Source organism: Aquimarina sp. RZ0, from assembly GCF_008370685.1.
GTDB lineage: Bacteria > Bacteroidota > Bacteroidia > Flavobacteriales > Flavobacteriaceae > Aquimarina.
In genome coordinates this window covers 1-13881 of sequence record NZ_VTZU01000050.1, presented here as the reverse complement: position 1 = coordinate 13881, position 13881 = coordinate 1, and the positions used below count along the sequence as shown (strand labels likewise).

The window sequence follows — 13881 nt, the reverse complement described above, 5'->3', positions numbered from 1 at the left end:
CATCCAACCGGTTAAGCTATTGATAATTAGATTTATTACTAATTAGAATTAGCTGAATGATTTAAAAATTTAAAAACTCAACTATAAATTTATATCTAACACAAATTAAATCATGAAAAAAAAGCAGCTTTATGTAATCGTTTTTACAATCCTTTGTGCAGGGTTTCTAAAAATACAAGCACAAACTCCTGTTCCTCCTAATGGTAAGAAATGGGAAAAAGTTCAGGTTCTTTCTGATGAGTTCAATGGCAATTCATTAGATGCCAGTAAATGGGATGATTATCATCCACATTGGTCCGGTAGACCTCCAAGTAGATTCAAAAGAGGAAATGCCTTTGTAGAAGGAGGATACCTAAAATTAAGATCTACATTATTAAAGAACCCATCTAGAGTCGATAATCCATTAAAAGATATCTGGGTAAATTCAGCAGCCTGTGTATCCAAAGGAAAAACAGCAAAGCCAGGTTATTATTATGAGGCACGGTTTAAAGCCTCTTCACTATCTATGACATCGTCTTTTTGGTTTAGAGTAGGTCAGTTTTCAGAAATAGATGTAATTGAACATATCGGTAATCCATCGAGAGCAAACCGTCAGGATGATCTTCCGTTTCAGTATCATGCAAATACCCATTATTACGGGCCTCATGCAGGAAAACGTAACCTGGCCGCAGAATGGAAAATGCCAACTCGCGGTAGAGATGGATTTCATACGTATGGTTTCTGGTGGAAAAGTCCAACTGAATTGTTATTCTACTATGATGGTCAACAAGTGATGAAAATTGTTCCTCGAGTGCCACTTACAGAAAATCTAAAAATGATTTTTGATACAGAAGTTTTTCCATTTGCTCAAGCTGGAGTACCTAATATAGGGTTACCCAAAGTAGCAAACCTGAATGACAATTCTAAAAACACCATGCAAGTTGACTGGGTAAGAACCTATAAATTGGTAGAAGGCACCAGTGGACCTTCTCTAGATGATACTGTATCTTTTAATAATCCAAAGATAACGATTACCCCTAAAAAATCATATACTTTTAATATGAAGTATACAGCATCAGTCAATAGAGATATAGTTGTAAGTTTTTGGAAAAATAATGAGTGGGTAGCCAGCAATAAGGTTACTGTCCCAAGAGGCTCCGGAACAAAAGAAATCACTGTGAGTCTGCCATCAGCACCAGCTGTTGGGAATGGATATGGCTATAAAGCACATATTCGCCCAGTAAGAACTACCTGGCAACAAGCGTTGGATGATGATGAGGTCAATAATGTTCATGTCAAGTTAAGTGTACCCGATGACCAATTAATAGCAAATGGAACATTTTTCATTATTTCATCAGAAAGTAATCAGCGTATTTTGTCAAGAAGTATAGAAAGACATAGCGCTGTCATGCACGATCCATTAAGTTTTAATGATCAGAGATGGAGCTTTAGTCATCTGGAAGATAATGTCTATACTATAAAAAATGTGGGAACTAATAGGTATTTGCAAGTTCCAAATGCAAAATGTGCTAATGGAGAAAATGTGACTACATGGACAGCTGCGAGTAAGATGCATCAAAAATGGAAAATTGCTAGAAATGGTAGTGGTGTTTATAGTTTAAAACCGATGCATTGTACCGAATTAGCTTTGGATAGAGCAGGAGGAGCAATTGATGCCAATATTCAAGTTTGGGAGTTTAAAGCTGGTAATAAAAACCAAAAATGGAAAATAGAGCCTATAAACAATAGATCTTTTGATGATGAATTGATAAAAGGAAATACGGTTCAGGTATATCCTAATCCAGTTCAGGATATGATGGAGGTAACAGGTGTAGCAAAAGGAGACATTGTTAATGTATACGATGTTTTAGGAAATGTAGTATTTCATATTAAGGCTACTGCTGATAAAGAAGTTATTTCTACTGATTTACTTTCTCCGGGAATGTATATCATATCAGTCTCTGGAAAAACAAAAATTCCTGTTATTAAAAGATAACAACATATTGACCACGCTAAATTTTTAGAAGGACTAGAAATTTAGAACTATAAATTAGTAGATAATTATTAATGTATCTTAATTATGAGAAACATAACTAAATTATTGGTTACAATACTATAAATTAGTAGATAATTATTAATGTATCTTAATTATGAGAAATATAACTAAATTATTGGTTACAATACTATTATGTATTGGATATCAACAATCGTTCGCACAGCCCACTCCTCCTAACGGGAAAAAATGGGTTACAGTAGAAGCTCTCACTGATGAATTTAATGGAAATTCTCTGGATAGGAGTAAGTGGCAACCAAAACATCCGTATTGGAGTGGTCGATCACCAAGTAAATTCAATGAGGCAAATGTATCGGTATCCGGAGGAGATTTAAGGTTGAAATCCACGGTTCGATTTGAAAATCAAAAAGGTGATTGGGTATGGGCAGCGTGTACTACGTCTAATACTAAAGCCATGAAAAAGGGCTATTATTCTGAAGCTAGGGTAAAATGTTCTAAGTTGTCTATGACTACTTCATTTTGGTTTCAGGGGAGTAAGACTGAAATTGATGTGATAGAGAATTTTGGAGCGCCATCTGCATCAAGATATAAGTCACATAACACCCATATGAAAACAAATACTCACTATTTTCCCGGAGGTTTTGAAAATGACCAATTTACTCCCTGGGAAAAAACAGATCTCTCTCCTCCTGTAGGGGATACGTATTATACCTATGGTGTTTGGTGGAAAGATAGTAGAACCATAATTTTTTACTTAAATGGAAAAAAAGTACGTACTACGACTCCCAAAGGAGATTTTAACGAAGACCAGTATATGTTTTTTGACACAGAAACATTTACTTGGGGGATAGGGCTTCCTTCCAAAGCTTCTTTAAAAGATAATAGCAAGAATACCGGGTTGATAGATTGGGTACATACATATAAGTTAGAAAACGACAATGGCGGTGGTAATACTGTTACAGTTACAGAAGTAAATATATCAGATAAGAATGTGACATTAAATGTTGGTGAAACCAGAGATTTAGATGCTACTGTACGCCCTAATAACGCTAGTAATAAAACCGTAACCTGGTCCTCTAATAATAATACAGTAGCCAGAGTAAACTCAAATGGACTCGTGACTGGAGTATCAAAAGGTTCAGCAATAATTACGGTGACCACTCAGGATGGTAATAAAAAAGCCACTAGTAATATCTCTGTAAAAGGTGATACTCCACCCCCACCTCCATCAGGTGGAGATATTGTAATAGAAGCAGAAACTTTTACAAAGACAAGTGGTACATTTAATGATGCTAGTGCTGGAGGATCTGGATTAGGTATGAATGCTACAGCCATTGGTGTTAATTATGTAAATAGTGGTGATTGGTCAGAGTATAGTATTAATGTAGGTACTGCTGGTAAGTATAGCATCACTTATCAGATATCAACTCCTTCGGATAATGCACAGGTTCAATTATTAATTGACGGTACTGTAGTTGCAACAGACAATGTGAGAAATAATGGGAATTGGGATCAGTATTCTGCATTAGTATCTTCAAGTACAATTAGTAATTTGAGCTCAGGAACGCATATCGTACGGTTAGTCGCTTCTGGGTCTAATCCCTGGCAATGGAATTTGGATAAGATACTATTGAAGAGAATAGGTGGTAATGGAGGAGGAGGTACCTCACAAAAAGTTACATTGTCTCCTGTACAGGATAGTTATATGCAAAGAGGAACTAATCAAAATAATGATTTGGTAAGAATAGAAGCTGGTACTAGAGAAGGTTATCTGATGTTTGACCTTTCTGAGATCAATGGCACTATTACTGATGCTCAATTAAAATTAACCATTACGAGTGATGCCGGAAGTGGGAACCTTACTGTGCATCGTGGTACCTCTGATAATTGGAGTGAAACCAATTTGTCAAATAGTAACAAACCTAATGCCGGAGCTCTATTAGGTACTGCTAATAAGACATATGCACTGAGTGCAACAGAAACTATTGATCTTCGGGCGAATGAGATTTCGGGGAATACATTGTCTCTTTTACTCAGAGCAACCTCTGGTAATGATTTCGCATTTGCTTCAAAAGAGAACAGAGGTAATCCATCAGCAAAACTCGTCGTTACGTATACCTCTGGAAGAGCATCAGGGAATGAAATCCAGGCCGATAATAATATTAGTTTGTATCCAAACCCAATACGCGATTTTGTAACTGTAAGTGGTGTAGCAAAAGGAGATAGAATTGAAATTTATAACCTTTTGGGAAAAGAAGTTCTTAGCCTAAAAGCAAGGTCAGAGCAAGAAATAATTCCAGTTGCTTCGTTCTCTTCAGGGATGTATATTATATCTATTGCAGGAAAACAAACCATGAGAATGATAAAACAGTAAAACAATTATTGTTTGAATCTGCAGCAGATTCAAAAGATAAATGGTATAATATTTATTTTTAAAACAGCCAAACGAAGTAGTCTCGTTTGGCTGTTTTTTTTATCAGTTCATTTTTGGTCATACAAACCTAGTTTCGATTAATCCCAAGAGTGAAATTCTGATAAGAATTTTTTGCAGAAAACAAAGGTGCTGGCTTTAATCAACTATCAGGCTCATCTTTATTAATTTCTTTAAGGATAGTTTCTAGGTCTTTGATATTCATATCGTTCTTTTTTACAAAGAAAGAAACCATATTCCTGAAGGATCCATTAAAATAGTTATTCATTAATTTATTAAGAGATTGATTACTATATTCTTCTTTTTTGACTAGTGGAAAATAAATATATCCTTTGCCTTTTTTGCGATGAGATACAAATTGTTTGTTTTCCAGAATTCTAATAATCGTTGATATCGTGTTATAGGCAGGTTTTGGCTCTGACATTTTATCTATGATAGAGGCTACATTACTTTCTTTTAACTCCCATAAAAGTTGCATCACTTCTTCTTCTGCCTTTGTCAGTTGTTTCATTTGTTTTTTATTTTCTGGTATATCATATAGAAATCGCCATAGAACAGTTCGATTAAATCAATTTAGCTGTTATAGTTCATTTCGTAATATTTCTAAAATATTTTGAGACATCGTATTAGTTATTATTTCTCCGTAGGATTTTGCGCGTCTGATAGGTCTATGTCCATAGCATAGGATTGAATGTTAAAGCTACCATTAATAGTGCTAGTTTTAAAGTTGAGCGAATCTGTTCCTTCTTCGCGTAATAATTTGTTTTCAAAAGAAGGAATACATTTTCCGTCTACCATGTTTTCTACATACCCTTCGCCATAATCAATATCCAAATTATAGACTCCTTGAGGAATATTCCTGATAAAATAACTAGAATTTTTGGTCAGATGCACAATTCGTGTTTTTTGTGAAGTCTCTTTAGAAATAATAGTAATAATTATTTCTGCGCTTTTCCCATTATTGATTTTTAAATAATTATTTAGGGAATAATCATACCAGGCTTGGTTTTGATTCGCGCAAAGAGGCTCTGCCAAACTTTTGTTTTGATCATCAGAGGATGTGTGCCCTGTCACTATTTTTTCTTTTATTTTAGAATTATTGTCACTAGAAAGTTGTTCCTTTTCTTCCTGAAGGATTAGATCCAATGCTAAGTTATATGATGGTACATTTTTGCCTTTATCTGTAATTATAACATTATAATCAAGAGTATCTTCTCCGGTTTCGGATAGTATTTCTTTGGCAAAAGAACCTGTACAGGAACCATTGATTTCCTGTTCTATATAGTTTTCGCCATATACAACATCAACGCGATAAATTCCTTCGGGTATGTTTTGTATTCGATGTGTTTTATTTTTTTTGATACGCGCTCTTCTTATTATTTCTGAAGTCTTTATAGAAACAACGCTAATTAATACTTCTGCAGATGATCCTGTAGTTATTTTTAAGTAATTATCAAGACTTTCGTCGTGCACAGAATAGGTATTAATACAGATAGATTCGGGATCTTCATCGGATACGCGTTTATTTACATTAATTGTATCTTTTGCGTTGGTTGAATTAACCTCTTTTTCGCAAGAAGTATATATAAGTATTCCTGTGATTAATGGTATAAGAAGCAGGTATTTAAATTTGGCAGTAGACTGAGATTTAGTTTTTTGTAACATAAGTATTCGTTTTTTGATTAATGATTGATTAAAGAAATGATTGACAAATGTGATTTTTTGAGTTTGAAAAGCTGTATTTAGTAATTGTTGTATATATGTTTTTTTATCTGAATTATTAGAAGCAACCTCATCGGCAATATATTCATGTAGTAAAGTCATTCTGGATTGATAGATATAGATCAGAGGATTCCACCAGAGTATTATTTTTAATAGTTCAAATAGGAGATGATCTAAAGAATGCTTCTGGTTAATGTGTACTAATTCATGCGATACTATTTGTGCTTTTTCTTTTTCGTTTAACAAATCACCAAGAAAAATAGTATTCCAAAAAGAGAATGCCTGAGCACTATTACTAAGAATGATTACTTTGTTTTTCCCCGTAAGTGTCTTTATTGAGATATTACTCAGGACATGAAGTTTATGAAGTCTAAGAATCAGTAATAGAAGGCTTATGCCTATTCCTGTATAATAACAGACCGACCACCAGTTTATAGAAGCTCCTGTGTTTTCAATAATACGTAGCGTAGTAATGCTTTCAGGAGTAGCAGTTAAGGAAATGATGTTTTCTATTTGGGTGATATAGACTTCAGAAGTCCTGGTCTTTAAAGTTTCTATTTTGATATATGGTAATAATAGAGATAGCAGAGGTGTGATAATAAGATAGAATCTATTCAAGGTAAAAAAGGTGTCTTTTTTATGTAATAGATCATATATGATCAAAAATAATAATTGAAATATTAATGTTTGGAGTAAATAATGAATCATATTATTTTTCTAAAATATTGATAAATCTAATAGGGCTCTTATTTGTGCAACTAAATAATTAGTTGAATTGCAAATATACTATTTTTTTTGAATTAACTAATTATTTAGTTGAAAAAAAATAAAATTTTGTTAACCACTTACAACCTGAGTTTCGATTAATCCCAAGCGCATTAGTTTGAGGTTTTTAATCTTTTATACGATTTGTGATTAAAAAATTCGTATAAATTCATTGAATTATTTTTTCTTTATGCAAGGCAAAAAAATCAAGCATAGCTATAGCTACGGTTTATTTTTTAAACGAAGTAGAAAGGAAAAAGAAACGATGAATATGCGAAATTTTTAGTTATAAATCGTATTATATTAATAATCGAAACTCGGGTTTATATTGTAAAATTGAAAATGAGCCAATAAATAATGAAGGATAAAACGAGAATGGTATTACTTTTTTTATGTTGTTTTGAGTAACAAAATGTGATTATAGTAGTCTAATTATGTAGATATGGATTTAGTATTATTAATTTTTGGTTTTGTTTTATGTGTTATTGGTATTATAGGAAGTTTTCTTCCGGTATTACCAGGACCATTTACTTCCTGGATTGGATTGTTGGTACTTCATTTTACAAACGCTATTCCTCAGAATTGGACTTTTTTAGGGATTACTTTAGGAATATCAATACTTGTCTGGGTACTGGATTATCTTGTGCCGGCAATAGGTGCCAAAAGATTTGGAGGAACTAAGTATGGTATGATCGGAAGTTCTATAGGGCTTATTGTAGGGTTGATCTTTTTAGGACCTTTTGGGATAATAATAGGTCCATTTGCAGGTGCTTTTCTTGGAGAATTAATAAAGGACAATAATGATTCTTCAAAAGCCTTAAAAGCGGCTTTCGGGTCTTTTATAGGTTTTCTTGCAGGAACTTTTCTAAAATTTATAGTATCTATTGGTTTTATTATTTTATATGTGCAGAAGGCCTGGAAGAACTGGGGAGAATTTTTATAAGACTAGTGGAGTATAAGGCATTATTTTTTTGTTGTAATGTATTGAAACAAAAAAGAGCGTCTCCACGCTCTTTTTCTTCACACAAATCATCTTAATTTAGGGGCTTATTCTAAACTTAAAACTCACTTTTTATAATAACTTTCATCTTGGGGGAAATGAAAGAACTATTTCATTATTACACTGTAAAGATACGAGTATTTTTCACTCTACCAAACAAAAAAGTGTATTTTATCCAAAAAAAAAGCTTTTTAACGTTTTAAAAAAACAATAAATGCAAATAAAGTAAGTTTTTTACTACAAATTATTAAGAAATGTACTAGTAGAAGTATTTAATGCTAAAATAAAAGTGTTTACAGGTGTCAAAAATGTAGAATTTTTCCTCTTTAGGCTAACAAGAATATTTGCATAATCACAACAATTGAGTTTGATCCCATAAAAAGGATCTTCAATTATTGCGAATTCTTGAATTAAAAAAAGCCTCTCCATTTTCAGGAAAAGCTTCTCATTGGTTTACTACAAACCACCTACGTAATAGACGTAGGACAACACAACTTTGTTAATTGCAAAAAAAGCTTCAATGTTAGTTGAAGCTTTTGCAATTTTGCGGTCTGGACGGGACTCGAACCCGCGACCCCCTGCGTGACAGGCAGGTATTCTAACCAACTGAACTACCAGACCATTGCCTTATTGCGGATGCAAATATACGTCTCATTTTAATACTCACAAATGTTTTTTAGGTTTTTTTTGATTTAATTTTTTTGGGTTTATACAAATTTCTGTCTTTCAACTAGATATGTTGTAAGTATTTTATCAAAATCTTTTGTGATATCTGCCTCTACATATTTTATTCTATATTGGGAGCATTTCATTTTAAGATCATGAAAATATTCTGCAACTGCTTTTTGGTAATTTTCTTTAATGTTGTCGGCATATAGGTTTACAAATTCATTAGTTTCTACATCAATAAAACGTGCCGGACGATTATCAAAATCAAAATGAACTTCTTTACTACTATCAAAAGTGTGAAATAGTATTACTTCGTGCTTATTGTACTTAAGATGTCTTAATGCTTCAAATAATTTTTCGGGGCTGGACGAGGACTGAAACATATCAGTAAACAAAAATATTAAGGATCTACGATGAATTTTTTCTGCAACCTGATGTAAAAAAGTATAAGTATCTGTATGCTTAGTATCTGGTGTATTTGTGACAATATCACTTAATTTACTGACCAGCATCTGGTGGTGTCTTTCGCTTCCTTTCTCTGGGGCGTAGTAGTCGTATGCATCACTATATATGCTAAGTCCAATTGCATCTCTTTGCTTTTTTAAGATATTCATCAGACAGGCAGTTGCCAGAACAGAGAAACTAATTTTATTTAAGGATCCCAGGTGATGTTCTTTTATTACGGGATAATGCATAGAAGAGGAGTTGTCAATAATAATATGACATCTTAGATTTGTTTCTTCTTCATATCTCTTGGTGAAAAGTTTATCGGTTTTAGCATATAATTTCCAGTCAATATGTTTGGTGCTTTCTCCATTATTGTAGACTTTGTGCTCTGCAAATTCTGAGGAAAACCCATGAAAAGGACTTTTGTGCATCCCAGAAATAAACCCTTCAACAACTTGTTTTGCCAGTAATTCTAAATTAGTAAACCCTTTGGTTTTATTGATTTCATTTTGGATATTCATTTCCCTTTGGTTTTAGGTACAAAATGTAAACGTCGTATACATTATATTATGTCTTTAAAATTACCAATTTTAAATTGTTCTTTTGTAGTTATGTTTTAAATAAAACGAGACTACCTTCTATACTGAATATTTTTAGACAAAAACTGATCTTAATGTTTTTAATCTTACCAAGAAGAAGATTTTTTGTGTTACATAACATCACTATAGAATAATAAAAAAGTGATTTTATATGCAAAAGAATGTTTTATAGAGAATTATAAAAATTATAACGAGTTAGAAATATTGATCTAAAAATTTTGTTATTAGGCGGAACAAAAAAGGCTTGACAGTTAAGTCAAGCCTTTTCTTATAATTTGTTTAGACTATTTTAATAATTGGTCTAGTGCTTCTGCATATGTATTCTTAGGAGAAACACCTACTTGGCGACCTACAACTTCTCCATTTTGGAAAACTAATACTGTAGGGATATTTCTTACTCCATATTTTGCTGCAAATTCTTGATTTGCGTCAACGTCTACTTTTCCTACTACTGCTTTCCCGTTGTATTCATCACTTATTTGTTCTATGATAGGGCCAACCATTCTACAAGGTCCACACCAAGCTGCCCAAAAGTCAACAAGTACAGGTTTATCACTTTTGAGGACTACTTCATCAAAAGTAGCATCTGTTATTTCTAGTGCCATATTTATTGTTTTAAATTCTTTTTGTTTATTTTAATTTCACAAAATTAGTCAATAATTATTCCAAAGCTTACAATCCTGATATTTGTTTTGACTATAAAGAGATCAAGTTTTCTGATATTCAAATATAATATTATTTTTTTTGGGGATGAATTGAATGCTATATCTATTGCTTTCTGGGTTCTTTTTGAATAGAATTTTGTGCAATAAATTAGATGAAAAAAGCAAAAATTTTAGGCTATATAAATTTTATTTCGGCTATATTATAAAATATGGATGTACAAAAAAAGCTTAGTAAACATGTTTACTAAGCTTTTTTTAAAAATTAAGCGATCTGTAAAAAGGCCTAAATTATTTTATTTAAACTTCTGATTATCGATTTCTTGGTAATCCAATTTGAGTACCAATTACACTTGCATTTGGTTGTGTAATTACCGGGCAGTTAATGATTGCTCCAGTTGCAGTTAACAAATCAGATAATGAGTTTGCTAAAGGGTTTGGGTTTGCATTTCCTCTAAAAGGGATTAAAGTTCCATCTGTTAAAAGTTCATTTATCTGATCAAAACTTCTTAAAATTGGACGATCTGCTTCTGGGATTGTAAATTCAGTAATATGAGCGTCCCACATCGGAGCATATCGCTCATCGCTAGGATCAATAGGGAAGGTATTAGTAGGGTCTTGTACTTGTCTGTTACTTAGTGAAGCGGTGTTTAAACCTTGTACTCCAAAACCATCTGTATCTGTTGTTCTCCCATTAGCAGTTGGGCTAAAAGGTAACATAGATCCTCCTGGGAACAAGCCAAATGTTGGTAGCTCAGCCAATCTTGGAGCAAAAACACCTAGTTCGATAGTGGCAGGTCCTGGGTCTGAAGTATCAGTAACAATATGGAAGTAGTAAGGTTTGCCATCTTGCCATCCATCTAATAGTTGCATTACAACAGATGCTTGATCGATTGCTAAGTTAGGGTTATTTAAGTCATCTTCCTGTTCAGGGCCATTTCCATCAGGGTGAGGGATTCTATCATGAATACCTGTGCTATTAGCTACTGGTTGCGCATTAATAACGACTCCACTAGGTAAAACTACATATGAAGACCACTTAGCATCTGCAATTGCTCCAGGATTAGCCTCTGCTGGTGGAAAACCGAATAATAATCCGTCTTGTCCTCCCGCTACTAGCGATCGTTTAGGTGAAAAATCTACTGAACCTTCAAAAACAAGTCGTCCGCGACGAGTCCAATATGCGTTTTGCTCACCACCAGATCCTATTGCCTCAGCCATTCTGGGCGCAAAAATAACACCAAGTTTTTTAGCCATTTTTTTATTAGAAGCCTCTGTGATTACATAATATAATTTTCTGCGGTTTCCATCAGGTAGTGTTTCCCAACCCTGAAACATAGGAAATCTTGCAGTAGGTCCTGCTGGAACTACAGATCTGTCTATTCTATAATCAATTCCTAATACACTAGGTAGAAATACGTTTTGTTCTGAGGTAAATCTAAGTGCAGGATTAAATACATTAAATGGAACTCCGCCGTCTTGTTTGATACTTCTTAATAGTAGTTTGGCTTCTTTCAAGGATCTAAAAGTTTGTGAGTTGAAAGATTTTTCTGCTACTGGTAGGTCTTCTGTTGCTACAGAATCATCAGTGCTACAGGCTGTAAATAGTGAGGCAGCAAAGATGCTTAAGAGTGTGATTTTTAAATTTTTCATGATTTGTGATTTTTAAATTTTTGTATGTATTTAAAAAAAACAATTGGCCAATCATTTTTAGATATAATAAATATTATCTGATGGGTATTGAGACGACAGGAATATTTCATACTTACAGAGGAGAATTTTCAAAATACCTGTAAAATGTGTTGATTTAAAATGCTTGTAGGTCTTAAAGGTCTTGTTTTACAGGTGTTTAGGGAAGAATTGAAATGTCTAAATAAAATTATAAAAAAGAGAATTTCGTAATTAATTAACAACTTATTTAGTTTAATGTTAAAAAAACAGCATTATAAGTGTTAGATATCTAACATAGTATGTTTTTTTATTTTGGACTAATATATCAAAACCTGCAATTTCAGGTATCTTTTTTAAAGAAAGGTTTATTTAATTTTGTTAGAATTAAAAAACAGAATAAATAAAATTTCGAAGTGATTCAAACTTTTTTGATTCTGTCAAAAAGAGCATTTTTATAGCGAATTGAAGAAAAGTTTAAAACCACTTCCTTATCTAATTAATATTTGGAGTAAATAAATCGGGAAAGAATTATGTGGAATTTCTATCTTTACAATCTGTTACATTGTATCTAAATATATCTACATCTTTTTTAAAAAGATAAGTGCTCAACAAGGTGAGTAATTCATGTGTTAAAATCTTCTGATTTTTAAGATATATAAGGTTATATCCAATTTTTTTGAATACTGCTATGAAACAGAATCAACCGGTGTCTTATCAGGAATGAATATTTTTTATAATTAGAAAAGCCTTTGACGATATTTGGAGTTATTTTGTTGTTTTTTTGGAGAGGGATTAGGTAATAATACGATTTATAACTAAAAATTTCGCATATTCATCGTTTCTTTTTCCTTTCTACTTCGTTTAAAAAATAAACCGTAGCTATAGCTATGCTTGATTTTTTTGCCTTGCATAAAGAAAAAATAATTCAATGAATTTATACGAATTTTTTAATCACAAATCGTATAAGTCAGTTAATTCATCACATGCAAATGAATTCAGCATTTCAAAATGTAATAATCGATAATAAATTAAATATTAAAAATGAATAATAAACAATTAATAAGTAAAGATATAGAATTGTTTTATAGTAATGCATCAGAAGAAACCAGGCTTGATCAAGGAATGGGTGTGTTTGAATTTGAAAGAATTAAAACACTCATAGAGAAATATATTCCTTTTTCATGTTCAAAAATAATTGATGTTGGAGGAGGAACTGGTAAGTATTCTGAGTGGTTGGCTGAAAAAGGGCACGAGGTACATTTGGTAGAACCAGTTTCTAAACATATAAAAATAGCTCAAAAGAGAGCTGCTAAACTGAATAATACGTTTTCTGTTTACTTGGGTGAATCTCGAAAACTGGAGTTCCCGGATAATTTTGCAGATTTAATAATTCTTCACGGACCGCTGTATCATCTTCAGAAAAAAGAGGATAGAGACAAAACTATAAAAGAAGCGAAGCGTGTTCTTAAGAATGGCGGAATTATTTTGGGTTTTGCAATTAATTATACAGCATCAACTCTGGTAGGTCTTTTAAATGGACTCATTCATAAAAAACCATTTTTTGAAATGTGTAAAGAAGAACTTATAACCGGAATCCACAATCCACCGCAGGAGTTTCCCTGGCTTTTGGCAGAAGCATATTACCATAAACCTGAAGAACTAAAAAAAGAGTTTACAGATCAAGATTTAATCCATATTAATATATATGCAGTAGAAGGAATGGTTTGGTTGGATAAAGATTATTTTACTAATATGTGGAATGATAACGGGCGAAAAACATTACTAGAACTTATAGAGGTAACAGAGAATGACAGTAACCTCTTATCCTTTAGCCCGCATATGATGATTGCAGTACAGAGAAAAGATAACTGATGAGGAACAAGGAGAAATATTATTGTGCTCTAAAAAAAGATAAACTACTT

At 32.7% G+C, this 13881-nt stretch carries 8 protein-coding genes, 1 tRNA gene and 1 pseudogene; 4 read left to right on the top strand and 6 right to left on the bottom strand.

Features of this window, described 5'->3' with window-relative positions; genetic code table 11:
• The first annotated feature begins 112 nt into the window (after nt 1–112).
• Together F0000_RS18175 and F0000_RS18170 are read left to right on the top strand one after the other, a co-directional pair.
• Nucleotides 113–1975 (top strand): RICIN domain-containing protein, encoded by a 1863-nt coding sequence (locus F0000_RS18175; RefSeq protein WP_149626152.1) that lies wholly within the window; start codon nt 113–115, stop codon nt 1973–1975.
• Between the two features lie 154 nt (nt 1976–2129).
• Nucleotides 2130–4367: an Ig-like domain-containing protein gene (locus tag F0000_RS18170; protein WP_149626151.1), complete on the top strand. Its 2238-nt coding sequence runs from the start codon at nt 2130–2132 to the stop codon at nt 4365–4367.
• Between the two features lie 199 nt (nt 4368–4566).
• Here the strand turns inward: F0000_RS18170 and F0000_RS18165 are convergent, their stop codons facing one another.
• Both F0000_RS18165 and F0000_RS18160 read right to left on the bottom strand, forming a co-directional pair.
• Nucleotides 4567–4935: a BlaI/MecI/CopY family transcriptional regulator gene (locus F0000_RS18165; RefSeq protein WP_149626150.1), complete on the bottom strand. Its 369-nt coding sequence runs from the start codon at nt 4933–4935 to the stop codon at nt 4567–4569.
• A 122-nt stretch (nt 4936–5057) separates the two neighbouring features.
• A complete protein-coding gene (locus tag F0000_RS18160) occupies nt 5058–6854 on the bottom strand; it encodes a M56 family metallopeptidase (RefSeq protein ID WP_149626149.1) in 1797 nt (598 codons plus the stop codon).
• Between the two features lie 499 nt (nt 6855–7353).
• Here F0000_RS18160 and F0000_RS18155 point away from each other — a divergent pair, with 499 nt between their 5' ends.
• Nucleotides 7354–7854, top strand: a complete 501-nt coding sequence (locus tag F0000_RS18155) for a DUF456 domain-containing protein (RefSeq protein WP_149626148.1) — start codon at nt 7354–7356, stop codon at nt 7852–7854.
• 604 nt (nt 7855–8458) lie between these two features.
• On the opposite strand, the gene F0000_RS18145 is transcribed toward F0000_RS18155, so the two are convergent.
• The 4 genes and pseudogenes from F0000_RS18145 to F0000_RS18130 form a co-directional block, all read right to left on the bottom strand.
• Nucleotides 8459–8532, bottom strand: a tRNA-Asp gene (locus tag F0000_RS18145).
• 86 nt (nt 8533–8618) lie between these two features.
• The gene (locus F0000_RS18140; protein ID WP_149626147.1) at nt 8619–9548 is read right to left on the bottom strand and encodes a DUF58 domain-containing protein; all 930 of its coding nucleotides are present in this window, start codon (nt 9546–9548) and stop codon (nt 8619–8621) included.
• A gap of 362 nt (nt 9549–9910) precedes the next feature.
• Nucleotides 9911–10246: pseudogene (gene trxA, locus F0000_RS18135) on the bottom strand (thioredoxin); the annotation flags it as partial.
• Between the two features lie 354 nt (nt 10247–10600).
• Nucleotides 10601–11941 (bottom strand): hypothetical protein, encoded by a 1341-nt coding sequence (locus F0000_RS18130; RefSeq protein WP_255452798.1) that lies wholly within the window; start codon nt 11939–11941, stop codon nt 10601–10603.
• A gap of 1059 nt (nt 11942–13000) precedes the next feature.
• On the opposite strand from F0000_RS18130, the gene F0000_RS18125 reads away from it, so the two are divergent.
• Entirely contained in the window at nt 13001–13831 is an 831-nt protein-coding gene (locus F0000_RS18125) for a bifunctional 2-polyprenyl-6-hydroxyphenol methylase/3-demethylubiquinol 3-O-methyltransferase UbiG (protein ID WP_149626145.1), read from the top strand.
• Nucleotides 13832–13881: the final 50 nt, after the last annotated feature.